Below are 21,213 nucleotides of genomic sequence, written 5' to 3'. Positions count from 1 at the left end.
TGAGATTGCGATATCTCAGGCCCTTGTTTATTTATTGGAAGAGGGCTATAGCGATGAATGTGGAGCAAATGATACGCAGAACTGTGGATAATGATGATGGATGGTGCGAGGGTGGGAACAGGGGAGAGATTGATCTTGACGGGGATAATGGGGGGCGGTAATTTCGGATAGCTTTCGAAGTATTTTGTGTAACTCGCTTTGTAGGCGATTGTATATAGACGCATCACAGGCTAATTGAAGGACAGGCAATGCGAGAATTTATTTTGGATTTTGTGGGCTGGGATGGTGCATTGGGGACAGGTACTGATGCGATGATCTATTTTTCGATTGCGATGTTTGCAACGATTCTGTTTGGAATCCGCATGGCAATGATGATGTTGGGTGGGGATACTGACACGGATTTAATTGGTGGTGATGCACTAGATGCACACGACATTGATGCGATGGACACAGGGGAGTCATTTAATGTGTTTTCGTTGCTGTCGATAACGGCGTTTTTTATGGGGACAGGTTGGATGGGGTTGGCTGCAAGAATCTCGTTTGGATTGTCTGGGCCAATGAGTTTGTTGGTGTCGGTGGGGTTTGGTATGGCAATGATGCTGCTATCAACGGTGGGGATTATGTATGTGAAGCGGCTAGAGGGCACGAATGAGTATGATGTGAAGACGGGGATTGGGCGAACAGCGAAGGTGTATTTGACGATTCCGGGAGGTGCGAAGGGGATGGGGCAGATTGAAATATCGATATCGGGACGCCGCAAGGTGATGAAGGCGATGACGAAGGGGGAAACGGAGTTGAATGCATTTGATATGGTTGAGGTAATTGAGGTGGGGGATGATGAGGTGTTTTGGGTGAAGCCATGTCATGAGGCCGTTGGGCAAGGTTAGTTTGTGTGTTGAAGAATTTTAGAACGTCAATAGCCAAGAAATTGGTAAGAATATCCGGGCGCGCGGCATGGCTGCGCAGATGAAATAGAAACTATAAAGGAGCGTATGATGGGAATGATGATGTTAGCGGCTGGCGAAGGGCTGGTCTTTGCGGTGATCGGTGTTGCGGTTGCGGTGTTTTTGTTTATCGCGATGTATGCGGCGACAAGGTATAAACGGTGTCCGTCTAATAAAGTGTTAGTGGTTTATGGTAGTGTGGGAGGAGAGCGAACAGCGAAGTGTTTGCATGGTGGTGGCGCATTGATCTTGCCATTGATTCAGGATTATGCGTATCTAAATCTTGAGCCAATGACGATTGAAATTGATCTGACGAACGCGCTATCTAAGAAGAATATCCGCGTGAATGTGCCATCGACGTTTACGATTGGTATCTCGACAGAAGCGGACATTATGAATAATGCTGCTGAGCGTTTGCTGGGGCTGACAGAGATTGATATCGCGACACAGGCGCGGGATATTATTCTTGGGCAGATGCGTTTGGTGATTGCGACGCTGACGATTGAAGAGATTAACCAAGACCGTGAAAAATTCTTAGGGTTGGTTAATCAGAACGTGAACAGCGAGCTGATGAAGGTTGGTCTTGAAGTGATCAACGTGAATATTCGCGATATTACTGATGAATCGGGGTATATCGACGCGATTGGCCGCAGGGCTGCGGCTGAAGCGATCAATACGGCGAAGGTCGAGGTTGCGGAAGCTGATAAGGGCGGTGCGATTGGTGAAGCGAGTGCGAATCGTGAGAAGCAGGTGTTAGTTGCTGAGCAGGTCGCGCAATCGAATATGGGGCAGAAACAAGCGGAGCGTGATCAGCGTATTAAGGTTGCTTCGCTTGAAGCGGATGGTATTGCGGGCGAGGCGAATGCTGAGCGTGCGAAACAGATCGCTGTTGCGGAGCAGAACGCGAAGGCGGTGCAAGGTAAAAAAGCTGCGGAATCCAAGCAGCGTATTGAGGTTGCGACACTCGAAGCCAGTGCGGTTGAAGGTGAGAATAAATCGCAGGCGGAAATTGCGGATTACAAGGCAACACTTGAGGAGCGCAAAGCGGAGGCGAAACGCCGCGGTGAGGTTGCGACAGCGAATGCTGCGAAAGATGTTCTTGAGGCAGAGAAGCAGCAGGAATTGGCGCGGCTTGAGAAGGAAGAAGTTGCGCAGCAGATGATTGAACAGCGTAAGATTGAGATCCAGGCTGAGGCGGAAGCTGAACGTCAACGCAGGATTGCGAAGGGTGAGGCGGACGCGATTTTGGCGAAGTATCAGGCTGAGGCTGAGGGTATGCAGAAGGTACTTGAAGCGAAGGCTGAGGGTTATAACAGGCTGATTGAAGTTTGTGGTGACCGTAAAGATTTGGCGCCGTCGCTGCTGATTATTGAGAAATTGCCAGAGCTTGTTGCTGAACAGGTTAAGGCGATTCAGAATCTCAAGATCGATAAGATTACGGTTTGGGATTCTGGTAGTGGTGGCGGATCGGGCGATGGTGAGACGGTGCCAACGGGCTCGACGGGCTCATTTTTGCGGGGCTTGATGGGCGCGTTGCCGCCGATGCATGAGTTAGCTCAGCAGGCAGGGATTGACTTGCCGAAGGTGCTTGGTCAGGTTGCGGATACGAAGTCATCGGATGCAGGGCGTACGACGTTTGAAGCTGTGCCGGTTGCGGATGAAGAGAGTTAAGACCATTGTCGAAAGCTTGATAAAATTGAAAGGCGTCCAAATGGGCGCCTTTTTATATTGATTGGATGATGGGACGGCTTATGAAGATGAAAGCGGTGATGAACTGGAGCGGTGGTAAGGATAGTTCGCTGGCGCTTTTTGACGTGATGAGGCGGGGAGAGGTTGAGGTGGTGTCGCTATTAACAACGTTGAACGAGACGCATGGGCGGGTGAGTATGCATGGTGTGAGGGAAGCTTTGCTTGATGAGCAGGCGGCGGCGATTGGTTTGCCTTTAGTGAAGGTGAAGCTGAGTGACGAGCCGACGATGGCGGCGTATGAGCGCGGGATGAATGAGGCGATGATGGGACTCAGGGCGCAGGGCGTGGGTGTGTCGATATTTGGTGATATATTTCTGGAGGATTTGCGGGCGTATCGTGAGCAAAAGCTAAGAAGTGCGGGTTTTGAAGGACTATTCCCACTTTGGAAACTTGATACAAAGATGCTTGCAGGACGATTTGTTGAGCAGGGATTCAAGGGTGTGACGAGTTGTGTGAGTGATGAGGCGATGGGTGAGGCATGGGTGGGTCGGGAGATGGACGCGGGGTTTTTTGCAGAGCTACCTGAGGGAGTTGATGCGTGCGGGGAGCATGGGGAATTTCATTCGTTTGTCTATGACGGGCCGCATATGAAAAAAGGGGTACGGATCGAGATTGGTGAGAAGGTTTATCGTGAGTATCACAAGCCAGAGGGAGAGGGAGATGATGATTCTTTGTGTGGTGGTAGGGATGAAGAGCCAAGTAAAATGGGGTTTTGGTATTGTGATTTGATTGCGGTGTAGTTATTGAGAGTTATGTTTCTGCGGCTTGTTGTGATCAAGGTACGAAGCAATGATGTCGAGGAATTCTTCTGAGATCTCGCGGTAATGCTTGGGATCGTTATAAATAAAATGATGGATGCATGCGCCGCCGAAGTGCATGTCGATCATGCGCACAATGTGATCTTTTTCTTTCTCAGTGATGGTGGTGGGCATGTGCTTGAAGAATGACGCTTTCCATTTGTTTAGTTCGGTATCCATGTGGTTTCTGAGACGTGATTGAAAATCAGGTTTGTGTGGTGCTTGAGCGATGAAGTACATGAGTGTGGCGAAGACGCCTTGGTATTTTTCGAGAGCTTCGTATGTGATTTGGATGTTTGCATCAATGAATGCCCATAGGTCTTTATGATCGCGGCCTTGGACTTGTTGATTGATCTCGTTGACGAGATGCTCGAGTACGCCAAGTAGGATGGCGTCCATGTCTTGGAAGTGATGGAAGAGGGTGCCTTTGCTGATATTTAGAGCATTAGTGAGTGAGCCGCTAGTGAGGGCGGTATGTCCTTGAGTAGTGAGGATGTCGAGCGCGGCCTCAATGATCTTTGTTTGTGTATCAACGGTTTTGCTTTTGCTGTCAGTCATGGCAATTCTCCTGAAATTCGGTCTCCGTGCATTATAGATTCGATCGATCGATCGGTCGACAGTCTCATATAAAGTTTTATGCTAAGTAGGCACAATCTTAACTAAAAATATAAGTCATCATTTATAAGCGAGTTAGGATTTTATGAATTCTGTTTTGATTGAGTCGTCGGCGTCAGCCCAGGTGTACACCTTTGGTAGTGAATGCTCGTCAAGAGCATGAACTGATTGATTGGGGGTTAAGGAGTGGATTGAATTAAAGGGAAGAATCAAAGGATTCTGGCATTCTGAGCTGTGATAGGTTTACATTTTGCGATAGAAATTTGACAAATCAAATAAAAGAAGTTGATATATCAAAATAATACTATTTGGAGATTTCGATGTATCACAAAACAGTTTTCGGTGTGTTGGGGTTGCTGGCAGGGCTGAGTATGGGAAATGGGGATGTTCAGGGACAGGTGACAGAGGAGGCGGTGATTTCGGTACCTATTTGGGATTGGGTGGTGATGGAGCGAGAAGCTCTGGCGGATCGAGGGGTGGAGGTAGAGGTGGGTGTCACAATTGATTATTCGATGAATTTGATGGGTGGGGTGAGTACTAGTGCTGATGCGCTACGGTCATTGGTGGATGTGGGTGTGGGGATAGACCTTGAGAAGATGTTCGGGCTAAAAGGAGCAAATGCGTACGTGTTGATGCAGTCCATTAGTGGGGACGATGGCAGCGAGGTCTTAACAGGAGATGCACAGGCGTTTTCGAATATTGATTTCGGCGATAACAGAGCACAGATTAGTGAGGTATGGTGGGAGCAGGAGCTGGATGAGTTGGGCCGATTTGCGATGAAGATGGGGAAGATAGATGTGAATGCGGATTTTGGGTTTGTTGACTATGGGGGAGAGTTTGTGAATTCATCTGCGGGGTTTAGCCCAACGACGCTGGGGTTGCCGACGTATCCTGAGACAGCTTTTGGTGGGTCGGTGTATATGCGGGCAACGGAAGATAATCCTGTATATATGAGTGTGGGGATTTTTGATGGTTCGAATATGCAGGGTATCAGGACGGGATTGCGCGGGCCGAGCAGTTTTATTGATGGGCAGGGGGATTTGTATTTGATTGCAGAGGGCGGGATGAACTGGAAGTTGCGAAATGGATTGGAGGGAAGGTTTGGCGTTGGGGTGTGGCGGTTTACAGGAGATGTTCAGAGGTTGGATGGTCAAGGAGTAGAGGAAGGGACTGATGGAATGTATGCGGTATTTGATCAGGCGCTATACCGGGAGGAAATTGGTGGTGATGAGGGGTTGAGTATGTTTGGGATGTTTGGTTATGCGGATGATGCAGTGGCGGAGATTGATCAGCATATTGGTATGGGCTTTGTATATCAGGGGTTGATTGAAGGGCGGGGTGAGGATGTATGTGGTGTGATGGGTACGTGGGTGGGGTTTAGTGATGATGCAGGACTTGAGGGGGATGGAGAGTTTGCGGCAGAGGTTTTTTATAAAGCGGTGTTATGGGATTGGATGAGTTTGAAGCCAGACGTCCAGTGGATCGCGAATCCGGGTGGCGAAGAGGGAAAGGACGCATTGGTGACTACATTGCGGGCTGAATTTAGTTTTTAGTTGAACGGGATATTTCTATGGAAAAAGCCCATGCGTTTTTGCATGGGCTTTTTGTTTGATGTTTGTAGTCTAACGAAGAGTTAGAGTGCGGCAATGACCATGTCGCCGATTTCAGTGGTTGAGTATCCGGAGCGATCGAGACGCTTGCCGGTGAAGTTGTGCGTGACGGATTGGACGGCTTTTGCGATGCGCTCGCCAGCTTTGATGAGGGTTGTGTTGTCTTTTTTGCGGCCAGACTCTTGGAGGAGGATGGCGAGTGAGTCGATGGCAGCAAGCGGGTTGGCTTTGTTTTGGCCAGCGATGTCGGGGGATGAGCCGTGTACGGGTTCGAACATGGATGGGTTATTGTTGTCTTTGTCAGGGTTGATGTTGCCTGATGATGCGATGCCCATGCCGCCGGCGATTGCTGCGCCGAGGTCGGTGATGATGTCGCCGAACATGTTGGGTACGACGACGACGTCGTAGATTTCGGGTTTGGTGGCCATGTACATACAGCATGCGTCGACGTGGTGGTAGTCGCGCTCAATGTCTGGGTAGTCGGCTTCGCCGATTTCGTTGAATGCACGGAACCATGTATCGCCACAGAAGGTGAGAACATTGGTTTTGTGAACGAGTGTGAGGATGCCGGGGTAGCCGGCTGCTTTACGGGATCGAGCGAGATCGAAAGCGTAGCGGAGGCAGCGTTCTGCGCCGAAGCGTGTAGCGATCATTTCCTGAGTTGAGATTTCGTGTGGTGTATTTTTACGAGCTGTGCCGCCGTTACCACAGTAGAGATCTTCGGTGTTTTCGCGAACGCAGACGAAGTCGATGTCTTTGGGTGTTTTGTTGGCGAGTGGTGTTTCGATGCCTTCGTAGAGTTTAACTGGGCGAAGGTTGATGTATTGATCGAGGTCGAAGCGCATCTTGAGGAGCAATCCTTTTTCGAGGATGCCTGGTTTGACGTCGGGGTGGCCGACGGCGCCGAGGAAGATAGCGTCGTAGTTTTTGAGTTCTTCGATGTCGGCATCGGAGAGGACTTCGCCAGTTTTCATGTAGCGTTCGCCGCCGAAGTCGAAATCTTTGGTGGTGTAGTTGAAGTTTTCGAGTTCAGAAACAGCTTTAAGGACTCTGAGTCCTTCAGCGACAACTTCTGGGCCAGTGCCGTCACCGCCGACGATGGCGAGGTTGAGTGTCATGGTTTGGTCTCCGGTTAATTATGTATGACCGATATCGCACAGTTTGGGCGATGTTTGGGTTGGTTTACTCTTACAGAACAACATTTATATCAGGTTAGAGGGGGTTGGGGCAAAATTAGGCGAATGGGGTGCTAAAACAAGTCAGAGGTATACGTGTACGGGGTGAGATTGTGGGGGATTTGGGGATGAGCTAGATGCAGTATTGGGATATAAAAAGACTGATGACAGTGAATAGTTGATGATCTATGATGGCGAGCAGGATTGAGGAGGTAATCGATTAATGCTTGCTTTATATCTTGGTTGGTGTGATGTTTAGTCGGGGTATTGTTTGGATGGGGATGATATTGTCGATGCAAAGGGTGGTGAGGATGGGTGAGAGGGGGTTGTGAATAGAAGCAGGCATATATATATATGGATGTGTGATTCAGTTGGATGTTTGCAGAGTGAACGAGTGTGTTAGGCGACTTGATGTTTAGATATCGCGCTATTTGGGTAATGGTTGTAAGTATTGCTGCGGTGGTATTGCTGTGTCATGGGGCAGTTTTTGGTGAGGAGGAGGTAGAGACACGGCCCGTTGTATTGACAGCGGAGCAAGAAGCCTGGATACGAGATCATCCAGTGATACGCATTGGTTGCGCGCCAGATTGGCCGCCATTTATCTTTTTTAATGATCGTGGCGAAGAGGTTGGGATTGGGCGGGATTATATAGATCGTATTTCTGAGGTAACGGGGCTCAATTTTGAGCATGTGTTTTATGACACATGGTCGGAGGTGTTGGAGGCGGCAAAGGCAAGGGAAATCGATGTTATATCTACGATCAATGAGAATCCGCAACGGGCAAGATATCTGTTGTTTACGGACAGCTATTTTACTGTGCAGGTGGTGATTATTGGTACGAGTGAGATGCGGGAAGATTTACGGTTAGAGGATTTGAAAGGGCGGCGGATTGCTTCAGTGCGCGGTTCGGCGATCAGTGATTATCTGCGAAGTCGTTATCCGGAATTAGAAATAATCGGCGTGATTGATGACAAAAGTGGTTTGGAAGGAGTGGCATTTCATAAGTATGACGTGTTTGTCGGTGATTTAGCTTCTAGTTCGTATTACATAGATGAACTGGTGTTGCCGAAGTTACGGGTGGTGGGTCGTACCCCGCTGGAATACAACATCCGAATCGGTTCTCGTAGAGATTTACGAACGCTGAATGTCATTTTGAATAAGGGGTTGAATGCGATTTCAGATGCAGATCGAGATGATATAGAACGTAAGTGGGTGAATCTACAAACGGAGGGGTATTATATTTGGCCCCAGCTTCTATTGATTGTCGTAGGTGTCATTGTTGGGCTGATTATTGTTGTTGTTGCGGTGTTGATGTGGAACCGTTTGTTGAGACAGAAGGTGCAGGCCAGAACCGAAGAGTTGCGACGTGAGTTAGAAGAGCACAAATTGACAGAGATTGCGCTTCGTGAAAGCGAAGAGCATTTCAGGCGGTATTTTGAACTGGGGATTGTGGGCATGGCGATGACGGATGGTGAAGGGAGGTTTCTTGAGGTAAACGATGAACTATGTCGAATGACGGGGTATACGGCGGAACAGTTGAAACAAACGTCTTGGACAGCAATCACATATCCGGATGATTTGAAAGATAGTATTAGGGCGTTTTCGAAGATAGTCGACGGTCATATGGATGGAATAACGATTGATAAGCGGTATACATGTCGAGATGGCCGCGTGATTTATGCGATTACGTCGGTAAGAGCATTACGACGGGCGGATGGTGTTTTATCTCAGACGATCGCCTTAATTCAAGATATTACAGAGCGTAAACGAACGGAGATTAGGCAAAAAACGATGATGCAAGAATTGGATCATCGTGTGAAAAATAATCTTGCAGAGGTGCTAGCGTTAGCTGAGCATACTTTAAATCGCTCAACTTCATTAGAAGTATTTAGAGAGTCATTTTTGAGTCGTGTTAGAGCGATGGCAAAAACGCACGAAGCTTTGGCGGCGTCAAAATGGGAAGGTGTTGATTTACATAAGTTGGTTGGATTGGTTTTGGGAGCACATTGCCGCGAGGGTGCGGAGAGAATTGAAATTCTTGGGGATCATCTTGTACTACCTAGTCGAACGTGTTCACCGTTGTGTATGACATTGAATGAGCTTTCAGCGAATGCAGCGAAGTATGGGGCGCTGTCTAATTACGATGGTAGAATCAAGCTTGAGTGGTGGTTTGATGAGAAAAAGAGTTTACTACGAATTCGTTGGACTGAAATTGGAGGTCCTGAGGTATCTGCTCCAACAAAAATGGGGCTGGGTACGAAATTAATGCGTGGCTTAATTGAGTATGAATTACAGGGAAAACTAGAGATTATATATCCGGTGGAAGGGCTAGTGTGTAATATCACGATTAAACTAATACATGATCATTTGACTGCGAAACATTGATGGTGGTTGTGGCGAAATTATCATCATAATTTACTAATATTTGATTGAGAGATCAGTTTTGATAGCTGTTGTTTTAAGTATGATCATGGTACGATAGTTTCGGAGTATTCATATCGAATTATTGAGATGATGCAGGTTGAGTCTGTTGTTTGATGTGCATCTTGGAGACGTATTTCACTTTGTGAGTGATGGGTCGGAGGATTAGGAGAGGCAGAGTTTTGATTCGTTGTATTGTGTTGCTTTTGATTATTTGTATAGGTGGGTGTGGGGAAATTAATTATCAGAAAACGGTGTTAACACAAGAGCAAGCTGATTGGCTTGCATCGATTGATTATCGTGTTCGTGTTGGTTTGACACCGGGATGGCCGCCAATTAGTTACCTTGATAAGGATGGACATTATCGAGGTTTGTCTGCAGAATATCTCGACTTGATTTCTCAACGATTGGGTATTCAATTCGATTTTGTTGTTCAAGATTCTTGGCAAGATGTACTGCAATCTGCAAAAAATCATGAAGTTGATATGACGGTCAATATAAGTCGTGTAGATGATCGTATAGCATATTTAAATTTTACAGAGCCATACTATAAAGATCATATTAATGTAGTTGGTTTAAAGCAGCAGTTTGATTCTGATGAATTTGATTTATTAAAAATGAATAAAATGCGCATCGGCGTATTAAGAAATAGTTTGACGCATAAACGTGCTAGCAAATTGTTTCCTCAATGGAAATATCTTTTTTTTGATACCTTGAGTGAATCTATGGTGCGTTTGGATAATCAAGAGTTAGATGTTGTTCTGGGATGTACGATTTATCTGCAAAATCAAGTTGATCTTGATGTAGATAAACTTGTACAGTTAGCCGTTTTGCCAACAAGTATCGATTCTAGAATTGCCATTCGTAAAGATTGGGATGTTCTATTTGAATTAGTGCAGCAAACGATGAGTGATATTCCGGAAGATTCTAAGCATGCGATTAATGCGCGTTGGCTTGGTGATAGCGAATCTTTTACTTTACATGATTTTGATTTACGATCAGGTGTTATAAGTAATATAGGATTGCTATGTACTGTTTCCGTAATAATCTATATAACACATTTACGGAAAAAGTATCGAATATCAAATGTAGTTCATACTGAAGATAGCCAGGGGATAAGCAATAATTATCAAAACTTGATAGACGGACTAGATTGTAATGTTTGTGGTATTGTCATTTCTGATTTTAATAAAGAAATTCTTGCTTATAATCGATGTTTTAGCAAAATGACAGGTTACGATGATCAAGACATGCGAGGCTTACCGTGGCAGATATTTGGTAACGCCGAAGATATGTTTGAGGTTAATGAGCAAGTCAACAATTTAATTAATGGCGACGTACCATTTGTTCAACACGATAAATCCTATATATGTAAAGATGGCCATTTGTCTGAATTTTTTACAACGATCTGGGTAAAACATACTGAACAAAGGAGTCTAGATTGTTTTTTAAGTGTAATAGTAGATGTATCAGAGCATAAACATGAATTACGAGCCCAACAAAGTCTGTTACGTGAGTTAGATCATCGCGTTAAGAACAATCTTTCAGAAGTGCTATCATTAATAGATCGTACTAATGAAGAGAAAGGGATTCATAACTATAAAAAGTCACTGGCCGATCGTGTCTACACAATGGCAAGAACACACGAGGTACTTGCCAGCACACAATGGCGTTCGATGTGTGTTACGCAGCTTATAAGATTGGTTTTGATGCCGTATGTTCATGAAAATACAGATCGAATCAATATTAATAGTGATAGCATAAATGTTCCAACAAGAACATGTTCACCGCTTAGTATGGTTATTCATGAGTTAGCAACGAATGCGGTAAAATACGGCTCTTTATCGAGAATTGAGGGGCGATTGAATATAGAGTGCAGAATAGAAAATGAACAATGGTTGTTAATTGAATGGAAAGAGAGCTGTGGCCCATTGATTCATGAAGTGCCAAATACTGGTTTTGGAACTAAGTTAGTTAGGGGGATCATTGAATTCGAGCTTCAAGGTGAATGTCATATCGAATATTTTGAAGATGGTTTAGATTGTAAATTTAAAGTGAAATTAATATCAGACGAACATATGTTGTAGACACACAATCATTCTCAATCTATACCTTAGGTTGTTTTTCAGATTAGGTAAGGAAATGTGATGCTGCATGACATATTACTGAAAAATATTACCAACATGATTATAGAAAATGTTTTTATTTTCAAGAAATTGAATTGCTAGATTGGGACGAAGAATTTTCACCATCGTGTTATTATGATCTGCAATAAGTGGTTTAAATTTTACGTAATCTTTTTCAGTCATTATTAAAGCATCAGATGAATTCGATTTTGCTTGTGCGAGTATTGTAGACACATCGTCGTTGGTATATTGATGGTGATCAGGCATTGCTTTGAAATGAATGATACTTTTTACGTGCCGCTCCAAAGTCGACCGAAACGCATTGGGATTACCAATGCCCGTGATAGCTAAAACATTCAAAGTAGAAACTTGATTAAGTGGTACGATCTGATCATCATTGTTCAAAAAATGAGTCCAAGCGTGCTTCGTTTTTATGAATGATTGTTGATCTGTAATTTGGGTGAGCGTTTGATTGATATATTTAATCTCTTGATTTTGTACCTGATCAGATCTGGTAAGCACAATCAAATCAGCACGCTTAAGTGAACTTATAGATTCTCGAAGCAAGCCTCGGGGTATGACGTGTTTATGCCCAAATGGTTGTGTTGCGTCAATTAATACAATATCAAGCTGACGTGAAGCGGTTCGATGCTGAAATCCGTCATCAAGAATGAATACGGATGTTTCGGGATGATTGAGCAGGACTGTTTTTGCTCCCTTGATGCGTGAGGGGTTGGCTTCTACGACGACTTTGTTACCTAGTATGTTACGGTAGACCATTGCTTCATCTGAGCCGGAATCATCACTGTGGTAGCCGCGCATGAGGATTGCAGGTCGATGCCCAAGCTTAATTAGATGTTCGGCGAGCATCGTAACAAATGGTGTTTTGCCTGTGCCGCCCGTTGTAATATTGCCAATCGAGATTGTTGGTCGTCCAAGATCATGTTGTTGCCGAATGCCATGATCGAACATTTTGTTGCGGCATGTCATTGCCATGCTATAGATAGGCTCTATAGAGCGCATTACACATCGCATCCCTTTGCCAACGAATGATTGATCTTCGCCTGACATAATTTTGATGATGTCTTGCTCTTTCATATCGTTGTATTTTACGAATAACCGTGAGGAATGTGAGTGTCTAAATGGGTTTGATATTGTACTTCTTTAGTGCAAGCATCGTTTTCTCAATTGGAAGTCCAACTACCGTGGTTGGGTCACCGTTAACAACAATCGGCCAACCGGCCGCTTGACGTTCAGTAAGGTTGTAGCCACCTGCCTTGCCTTTCCATGTATCTAGGTCGAGGTAGCGTTCAATCTCTGCATCCTCTATATGCCCGAGCATGACAATCGCTTCGTCTGCAAAAGGTGTCATCGCGATTGGGCGAGCATAATCACCATCGTCGTTTTGCTGTTCCGCATCAACCGCTAATACGACTGCTCCGGTCACGACGTAATGAATAGCGCTGCGAAAAGTTTTGATCATGTCTGATGCATCGTCTCGGCTACAGGGTGTGCCGATCAACTGGTTTTCAGTATCTACACATATCGTATCTGCAGCGATGATCACAGCCTTGCCCTCAATCTCAGGGGCCAAAGCTTTCGCTTTTTCCATCGCTAAGGCTGCGGCAAGTTCGATGGCTGTATCGAATTCCGCCAGATTCGGTTGCAGCGGATCTACAAAGGGCGATTCGATCTGTTCGATACTCAAACCAGCATCGCGAAGTAATTCTGCTCGGCGAGGTGATCGGCTTGCGAGAATGAGACGTGTTTGTGTATCAGCATGGAAATTCATGTACTGGATTGTAATCGGCTGACGCTTGTAGGGCTAGAAGTGAACGATGTACGCGCATATGAGTTCGTAGTGTCCGCGTTGAATTGATAGCAAGAATACTATAAAGGGCGATAAAATATGTTAATTTAGGTTAAGAAATGAATACGGAATGTGAATTCCTGCATTTCTTCATCAACTTTTAAGGTTTTTTTTGGGCATGTCCCGATAACTGCTTTAGAGACTGGATGTTCCAGTCACTTTATTTGTGTGCTCAGATGATCGTCTGATGACGCTCAAGTAACTGCAATCCGCAGTTTGGGTCCAGATTTGACCAGGGGTAATCATGCTGGAGCCAGCCAGTCGTTTTCAGGGACGAAAGGGCTGAGTTGTGCGTACAATCGCAATCATTAATCAAAAGGGTGGCTGTGGGAAGACGACTTGTTCGATTAACCTTGCTGCAACATTAGCAGCTAAGGGACGTCGCACTTTGCTTGTCGACATGGACCCGCAGTCACATTGTGCTTTAGGGTTGGCTGTTCCAGATGCTCAGATTGATCGGGGCATGCCCGACATTCTTCGAGCAGGCATGGACGGCTCAATCGCATTTGCAGACGTGGTGTGGCAGATCGCTAGAAACTTCGATTTAGCGCCGAGCACGATGGCTCTCGCTGGTATTGAACAACAACTAGCATCCGCACATGACCGCGACAGACGTTTGGTTCAAGTACTTTCAACCGTGCAGGATAAATACGAATTCTGCATCATTGACTGTCCACCTTCAATCGGTTTGTTGACATTTAATGCACTACGTGCTGCTGATGAGGTATTGATTCCCGTTGAAACCGGCTACTTTGCGATGCAAGGGTCGATTAAGCAGGAACAAACCATCCAAATGCTTGCACGTAGAGCTGGCCATCAAGTTCGCTTCAAAGTGCTCGCAACGATGTACGATGTTCGTACCAAATTGGCTCGCGAGATTTTATCTGAGTTGAAGAAGCAGTTTGATGATCAGTTATTACCTGTCGTCATCAACTTCAACAGCAAGCTCAAGGAGGCTGCCTCTTTTGGACAGCCGATTACTGAGTACGATGCGGCATCTCGTGGCATGCAGGACTTCGAAAGACTTGCGGCATGGCTTCTTGAAAACCCACCCAAACCTCGAACTGATGTCTTTGTCACCGAGCGGGGGGAAGCTTTTGCCGATCCAATTACCGCTGCCCCATCAAGTAATCCCGCGCTTAGTCGCGCTGCTGAATTAGTTGAACGTGCGAAAGCGTTGACTGCTCGTACCAATGCGATCACAGGTAAACTAAACAAAGACCCGGATATGGAAGCAGAGCAAATTGTACCGCGTGTTGCTCCGATCCCTGAGCCGGATTATAGCCAGCCAAGCCAAGATTCAAATCAAGATCGATTAAAAGCAAAACTCGCACGGATTTATGGCGTTCGTTCTACATCCCGTGGGCTTCTTTTTGTACAGCCAGGTGACATTGCAGGTAATGTTGCAATTGCTGCAGATTTTAACGATTGGAATCCATCGCAAACGCCAATGTCTCGTGATAAGAATCTCGGCATTTGGCAAGCAGTTGTGAAAGTACCACCCGGTCGCTACCGCTATCGACTCGTTTTTGATGGTGAGTGGAAACAAGATCCCCACAACGATATTGTTGAAACCAACCCATATGGTGAACTCAACAATGTCGCACTCTACGATCAAGTCGCAGCACCTGCGACGGTTTGAATTAAACATTAATACAATAAAAAAGACCGCAATTAAGCGGTCTTTTTTATTGTGCTTGTTTTATAGTGATTACCGAATAATATCTCCATTTTCAACATCTTGATCTAGCAATTGTGATGTGTTTTTGACAATTGATCCACCTGGAAAATAATGATGAATTTTTTGGGATTCCTCAACCTGCATGCTGGATGCGTGTCCATCAAGAAATGATGCATTTAATGCGCCATTGTGACGGTAAGCATGTATTTCGGAATTTTTAATCTGCGTTTCGTTTTCACGTTTATATGGATTACCATTACGCACTAAACGTGATAAGCCAGGACCCCAACTAGCGAAATTACCACCATCTTTCTGCTTGGGAAATGCGTTGAATGAAATTTCACCGTTAGAAGCATCTACGTATCTTGATCCATCCATCGCCCAAACTTTTTCAGTAGCGCTGCCGACTAAGTCTAATCTTGCATCGTACTGATCAGGCATGTCAACGACAGCTAACACCCATGACCTGCCTTGGTCGACGAAAAACTCTCTAGATGCCATAAAAGGTGTCATGGCAGAGTAACTATTAGTTACTAGATCACCGGCTGTGCCTCCACCGAACTGGAAGTCATATGTGACATCATTACTTGGGCAACGGAAGTTATTCAGGAAAATATCCTTCAATCTTTCGTCCGCGTCATCTGAAAGACCAATTAATGATCCCATTGCAGGAGAAATCCAGTCAAAGTTTTGCAGTGCTGCGCTTGAGCCGTTTTCTTCACCATTGTCGTAAGTATTATCGTTGAGGTGAGCACCACTTGAATTAGGGCCTGGCAACCAATCACGATTGTCCGTGGCGTAAATCGCAACACCTTGGCCAGAGCTACGAAGATTTGAAAGACATGCAGCACTTTGCGCTGTCTTTCGAGCTGCCCCCAGTGCGGGTAATAGAATGCCGATCAATAAAGCAATAATTGAAATGACCACGAGCAATTCGATCAGCGTAAATGCGCGCTTGAAGCTTTCACCACCTGGAACCAGGTTGCTGGAATCTCTCATTGTTTTTCCTTCGCCCATTGGGCATTTGGAGATGTCTAATCTACTCACCAGTTGCTGATGCGCATGAATAATAAAATGCGCCGTACCTGACAATTTTACACGAAATGATGACCAAAAAAAAGCCCGAACATGACGTTCGAGCCTGGTGAGAGATTATTCCGTTTTAAATCAGTATTGTTTCACCTAACATATACCGACCCTGCTAACTAAACAGGTTTAGTTGATACGCATTCCGTTTTCAACAGAGTCGTCATTAAGTGCAGCAGCATCGCGTACGACTGAGCCGCTTGGGAAGTAGTGCTCAACACGTTGAGCTTCCGTTTGATCCATAGATTCCGCATGACCATCAAAGAAGCTGGCATTAAGACTGCCGTTGTGACGGTAAGATAAACGCTCCGCGTTCTGTTTATCCTGCTCCGTTGTGAGTTTGTAAGGATTACCTGTTCTTACAACATTCCCTAAAGCGGGACCCCAGGTGCCGTAGTTGCCGCCACTATATTGACGTGGGTGAGCGTTGAATGTCACAGTGCCTTTGTTGTTATCAAGATACCGAGCGCCATCAAGCGTCCAAACCTTTGAGGACGCATTACCAACCAAATCTTGACGACTGTCAAAGTTATCCGGGATCTCGACGACATCTTCCACCCACCAAGCAGTGTAAACTTTGTTATCCCCAGCATTGCTCTTGATTAACATGAATTGGTTAATCGCTGAGTAGCTGTTGATAAGCAGGTCTGTCACTCCGTTTGGTGGCGTGATCCCCGAACCATACTGCGAGTCGTATGTCGAATCGTTGGCTGGGCAGCGGAAGCTGTTAGTAAAGATGTCTTCCATGCGGGTCGCCGCATCATCGGACAAACCAATTGATTCACCCATCGTGGGAGAAATCCAGTCAAAGTTCTGAATGGGGGCAGTAGAGCCATTATCTTCGCCATCATCGAAACTGCCGTCATTCAAGTGGAATCCACTTGTGTTAGGGCCCGGCGTCCAGTCACGATTGCTCGAGCCATAAATCGCCAAGCCTTGACCAGAGCTGCGCAGGTTTGCAAGACAAACCGCCTTCTGTGCTGTTTGGCGTGCTGCTCCCAATGCCGGAAGCAAGATGCCGATAAGCAATGCAATAATCGAAATGACAACAAGCAATTCGATCAGCGTAAAACCAAATCTTTCTCTTGCTTTTCTTAAATCTTTCATCATTACGTCTCACCAGTTTGCCCGTACAACTTGTATGCAAACGTACACACATCGTCTTCCCAAGAGTCGACGGGTTTAATATCCATTATCAAAACGCTGAATGGTTGATTATGCTTATAAGCTAAATTCCAACATCTCAATCAGCTTTTCAAGCCCATGTGCCGGAGATATGAGTCAGTCGACTTGCATTTGTAAATAACGCGACAATTGTTCAATAAAAAAGATAGGCTTACTTACTGCCTATCCCGAACATTGTTTCGACTGAATGAACGCATGTTAACAAAATAAGTAAAACGCTTCCATCCCATCAATGCTTAAATTTAGTTAATTTTAAGGATCAAAAATATATATCAATACATTTAAGAAAATGAATTATTTCGCAAATATCGATTAGTCTCTTTTTGATACACCAAGTAGGCCCACTAGTATCAGCAGAAAACTGCCAGGCTCAGGGATAAAACTTGCGACCTTAAGATTGTCAAAAACATACGCTTCTTTTGAACCATCAATTCTTCCCTTCATGGTGATATATAGCGTACCTTCTTCACCATCAAAGTTAGAACGGTATGTAGATAGTCCATTGCTGAGACTTGTATTGTGGTACACATCAGCTTGCTTGAAAACTAATGGCCTGTCAGACTCAACAACACTTCCAGAAGCAAATTGATATTGAACCGTATGTTCGGTAGATGGCTTTAGATTAAAAATCACTTTCTCTTCGCCATTACCAAACCGATATGTCCACAAGATGTGATCAGAGTCAGTATCTTCAAAAAGCCCGTACGCACCCATATCAATCGAGACCTGATAATACTCCGCACGATCCAAATTAATTTCAAAAGTGATACTCACATCAGCCTTGTGTTCTGGATTGTATGTATCAACCAAGCCAAAAAACTGACCTTCAACAGCTGCATCAACAACACCCTCGCTGCCACCTGTAGCCGTTTCATCGGTGAGCCTTGAAGACCCTTCACCCGAACCATATACACCCCATGAATCAAAGCGGTTTGAGAAACTATTCAAATCAGGATTTGATGTATATGAAGTTGTCGATATACCCGAAAAATCGTTCGAGTATTCAGCACCTATTACTATACCTGTACCCATCATACTGATCGCGGCAGATATAAAAAATATTTTCATTATTGCTTCTCCCATCACCAAATATACAGCTAGTCAAATTAATTAGACACCCAAGTTATCGGCGATATGTAATCTGCGATGAAGCAATTTCTAAATTTTACAGCTAGATCAAATAGACTAACCAAAAAGGGAGCGATCTTATGCTCCCCTCAGTATATAGATTATATAGATACAGTATTTACTTGATATCGATAACTAGCTCATCAGAATTAGCATCAATAATTATCTCATTCCCATCAGAAGCATCACCAGCAATCAATGCGCGGCCAAGTCTCGTTTCAACTTCGTGCTGCAAATAACGTTTGAGTGGCCTAGCACCATAAACAGGATCAAAGCCCATCTCCGCAACATATTTTTTCGCGTCATCTGTTAGTGTTAACGTAATATGTCTTTCCATTAATCGCTCTCGTATATCGCGGATTAAAAGATCAACGATGTTACTAATCTCTGTAAGCGTCAATGGCTTGAACATTACGATATCGTCAACACGATTTAGAAATTCAGGTCTGAAATGCGATCTCATTTCTGCCATAACACTGTTTTTAGCATGATCACTAATTTCGCCGCTACCACTTCCAGCATCGTCCAGCAAATAGTTCGCCCCAATATTACTTGTCATGATAATGACACAATTCTTAAAATTAACAGTTCGTCCTTGTGAGTCCGTAACGCGACCATCATCAAGTATCTGTAAAAGCACATTAAACACATCCGGGTGCGCTTTTTCGATTTCATCAAACAAAACCACGCTATAAGGTTTTCGTCTAACAGCCTCTGTTAATTGGCCGCCTTCTTCATAACCAACATATCCCGGAGGCGCACCAATCAGACGAGAAACCGCAAATTTCTCCATATACTCACTCATATCAATGCGAACAATGTTGTCCTCACTGTCAAAAAGTGACTCTGCTAATGCTCTTGCTAATTCCGTCTTGCCAACACCTGTTGGTCCAAGAAATATAAACGAACCTATTGGTCGCTTAGGATCTTTTATACCCGATCTCGCTCGAATCACAGCATCAGCCACAAGCTGTACTGCTTCGCCCTGACCAACCACTCGCTTGTGTAATTCTTTGTCTAAATGCAACAATTTTTGTCGCTCGGTTTCAACAAGTCTTGATACTGGAACACCGGTCCAGTTACTGACAATCTCAGCAATTTCTTCTTCAGTAACCTCTTCCCGAACAAGAACGTCTTGATCTACCGTTTCATTATCCTCATGTTTTTCCAGTTCGGCTAACGCCCTTTCAAGCTCCGGTAGTTGGCCATATTTCAGCTCCGCAGCTTTATCTAAATCATAGGCCTGCTCAGCCTGCTGTATCTGGATCTTGATCGTATCGATTTGTTCTCGCAAATCTTTTAGTCGATCTGCACTGCCCTTCTCGGCTTCCCATTGCGCACGTAAGGTCTCCGCCTGATGTTTAGCATCAGCAAGCTCTTTACGCAGATTATCTAACCGAGACTTAGAAGCTGAGTCTTTTTCCTTTTTAAGGGCAGCTTCTTCGATTTCAAGCTGCATCACACGTCGAGTAATCGCGTCTAGTTCTGCAGGCATGGAATCTATTTCAGTCCGAATCATCGCACATGCCTCATCAACCAAATCTATCGCCTTATCCGGCAAGAATCGATCTGTGATGTAACGGTTACTCAATGTCGCGGCACTAACCAGCGCATTGTCCTGAATTCGAACCCCATGATGTACTTCAAATCTTTCGCGTAGACCTCGCAGAATCGACACAGTGTCTTCAACAGTAGGTGGATCAACCACCACCGGTTGGAATCTTCGCTCCAACGCCGCATCCTTTTCAATATATTGGCGATACTCGTTTAGTGTTGTCGCCCCAATACAATGCAATTCTCCCCGAGCAAGCATTGGTTTCAATAAATTCCCCGCATCCATTGCGCCTTCTGTTTTTCCCGCGCCCACAATCGTATGTAGTTCATCAATAAACAGTAGTATCTGTCCCGCCGCTTCTTTGATCTCATTAAGGACAGCTTTCAATCGTTCCTCAAATTCGCCGCGATATTTCGCACCAGCGACAAGCGCACCAAGATCTAGCGAAAAGATTGTTTTATTCTTCAAACCTTCAGGTACATCGCCGCGAACAATCCGCTGCGCCAAACCCTCAACAATTGCCGTCTTTCCTACTCCCGGTTCACCAATTAATACAGGATTGTTTTTCGTCTTTCGTGACAAAATTCGAATCGTGCGACGTATCTCATCATCTCGACCAATGACGGGATCCATTTTCCCTTCCTTGGCTGCCGCAACCAAATCACGCCCATACCGATCAAGTGCTTCATATGTGCCTTCAGGTGTTGCGCTAGTAACACGCTGATTGCCTCGTACTTGTGTTAACGCTGCTAAAAACACATCCCGATTTACATTATGTTTAGCAAGTAAGCCCGCTTCCTCACTGTTTTTTTCATCAAGAACAGCCAGCAATAAATGCTCAGTCGAAACATACTCATCTTTTAGTCGATTCGCTTCCTGCTCTGCTTTATCAAATAATTGAGTTAACCGTTGAGAAACAGCAACCTTGCCAGGTTCAATTCCGGGCCCACTAACCTTAGGCTTGCGATTGATAGCCCCTTCAATATCATCAATTAGTCGGCGTTGATCAACACCAAGACGTTCAAACAATCTTGGTATCAAGCCACCTTCTTGTTTCACAAGCGCTGCCAATAAATGAATGACGTCCGTCTCAACATGGCCATGCCGTGTCGCTTCTGTTTGTGCTGCCTGTATCGCTTCCTGACTCTTCTGTGTCAGCTTATTAATATCCATTGACGCTGCCCTTTCTCTACGCTGCCATCCTGGAATATATAAATACATTGATTATAAGAAACGTTACAAATAAATGTACAGATCGAACGATAAAACGA

Annotated in this window: 15 protein-coding genes; 7 read left to right on the top strand and 8 right to left on the bottom strand. The window is 45.0% G+C overall.

Annotated features, from left to right (window positions below; genetic code table 11):
* Nucleotides 1-248 precede the first annotated feature (248 nt).
* The 3 genes from KS4_RS17240 (at nt 249) to KS4_RS17230 (ending at nt 3,433) form a co-directional block, all read left to right on the top strand.
* Nucleotides 249-887 carry a hypothetical protein gene (locus KS4_RS17240; RefSeq protein ID WP_145081197.1) on the top strand — a complete coding sequence of 213 codons (639 nt, stop codon included), beginning with the start codon at nt 249-251 and terminating at the stop codon, nt 885-887.
* 108 nt (nt 888-995) lie between these two features.
* Nucleotides 996-2,615 (top strand): flotillin family protein, encoded by a 1,620-nt coding sequence (locus KS4_RS17235; protein ID WP_200761403.1) that lies wholly within the window; start codon nt 996-998, stop codon nt 2,613-2,615.
* A gap of 80 nt (nt 2,616-2,695) precedes the next feature.
* Complete coding sequence (locus KS4_RS17230) at nt 2,696-3,433, top strand: adenine nucleotide alpha hydrolase (RefSeq protein ID WP_200761402.1); 738 nt, start codon at nt 2,696-2,698, stop codon at nt 3,431-3,433.
* Here KS4_RS17230 and KS4_RS17225 read toward each other — a convergent pair whose 3' ends face one another.
* Nucleotides 3,434-4,048: a TetR/AcrR family transcriptional regulator gene (locus KS4_RS17225; protein WP_145081191.1), complete on the bottom strand. Its 615-nt coding sequence runs from the start codon at nt 4,046-4,048 to the stop codon at nt 3,434-3,436.
* Between the two features lie 377 nt (nt 4,049-4,425).
* On the opposite strand from KS4_RS17225, the gene KS4_RS17220 reads away from it, so the two are divergent.
* Nucleotides 4,426-5,658: a carbohydrate porin gene (locus tag KS4_RS17220; protein WP_145081188.1), complete on the top strand. Its 1,233-nt coding sequence runs from the start codon at nt 4,426-4,428 to the stop codon at nt 5,656-5,658.
* An 80-nt stretch (nt 5,659-5,738) separates the two neighbouring features.
* Here KS4_RS17220 and KS4_RS17215 read toward each other — a convergent pair whose 3' ends face one another.
* The gene (locus tag KS4_RS17215) at nt 5,739-6,833 is read right to left on the bottom strand and encodes a 3-isopropylmalate dehydrogenase (RefSeq protein ID WP_145081185.1); all 1,095 of its coding nucleotides are present in this window, start codon (nt 6,831-6,833) and stop codon (nt 5,739-5,741) included.
* A 468-nt stretch (nt 6,834-7,301) separates the two neighbouring features.
* On the opposite strand from KS4_RS17215, the gene KS4_RS17210 reads away from it, so the two are divergent.
* On the top strand, nt 7,302-9,275 hold the full coding sequence (locus KS4_RS17210) for a PAS domain S-box protein (protein WP_145081182.1): 1,974 nt from the start codon (nt 7,302-7,304) through the stop codon (nt 9,273-9,275).
* Between the two features lie 218 nt (nt 9,276-9,493).
* Entirely contained in the window at nt 9,494-11,398 is a 1,905-nt protein-coding gene (locus KS4_RS17205; protein ID WP_200761401.1) for a transporter substrate-binding domain-containing protein, read from the top strand.
* Nucleotides 11,399-11,473: 75 nt separating this feature from the next.
* Here KS4_RS17205 and lpxK read toward each other — a convergent pair whose 3' ends face one another.
* Entirely contained in the window at nt 11,474-12,535 is a 1,062-nt protein-coding gene (lpxK, locus tag KS4_RS17200) for a tetraacyldisaccharide 4'-kinase (RefSeq protein ID WP_145081176.1), read from the bottom strand.
* Between the two features lie 40 nt (nt 12,536-12,575).
* Nucleotides 12,576-13,229, bottom strand: coding sequence for a Maf family protein (locus KS4_RS17195; protein WP_145081174.1), 654 nt, complete (start codon nt 13,227-13,229; stop codon nt 12,576-12,578).
* Nucleotides 13,230-13,596: 367 nt separating this feature from the next.
* Here KS4_RS17195 and KS4_RS17190 point away from each other — a divergent pair, with 367 nt between their 5' ends.
* Nucleotides 13,597-14,949, top strand: a complete 1,353-nt coding sequence (locus KS4_RS17190) for an AAA family ATPase (protein ID WP_145081171.1) — start codon at nt 13,597-13,599, stop codon at nt 14,947-14,949.
* 69 nt (nt 14,950-15,018) lie between these two features.
* On the opposite strand, the gene KS4_RS17185 is transcribed toward KS4_RS17190, so the two are convergent.
* From KS4_RS17185 to clpB, 4 genes are all read right to left on the bottom strand, one after another.
* The gene (locus KS4_RS17185; protein ID WP_200761400.1) at nt 15,019-15,987 is read right to left on the bottom strand and encodes a type II secretion system protein; all 969 of its coding nucleotides are present in this window, start codon (nt 15,985-15,987) and stop codon (nt 15,019-15,021) included.
* A 216-nt stretch (nt 15,988-16,203) separates the two neighbouring features.
* Entirely contained in the window at nt 16,204-17,181 is a 978-nt protein-coding gene (locus KS4_RS17180; RefSeq protein WP_234698827.1) for a prepilin-type N-terminal cleavage/methylation domain-containing protein, read from the bottom strand.
* A gap of 390 nt (nt 17,182-17,571) precedes the next feature.
* Nucleotides 17,572-18,327, bottom strand: coding sequence for a hypothetical protein (locus tag KS4_RS17175; protein WP_145081163.1), 756 nt, complete (start codon nt 18,325-18,327; stop codon nt 17,572-17,574).
* 178 nt (nt 18,328-18,505) lie between these two features.
* Nucleotides 18,506-21,115 carry an ATP-dependent chaperone ClpB gene (gene clpB, locus KS4_RS17170; protein ID WP_145081160.1) on the bottom strand — a complete coding sequence of 870 codons (2,610 nt, stop codon included), beginning with the start codon at nt 21,113-21,115 and terminating at the stop codon, nt 18,506-18,508.
* Nucleotides 21,116-21,213: the final 98 nt, after the last annotated feature.

The sequence above is a fragment of the Poriferisphaera corsica genome (genome assembly GCF_007747445.1).
Taxonomy (GTDB): domain Bacteria; phylum Planctomycetota; class Phycisphaerae; order Phycisphaerales; family Phycisphaeraceae; genus Poriferisphaera; species Poriferisphaera corsica.
This window is presented reverse-complemented; position numbering and strand designations above follow the sequence as displayed.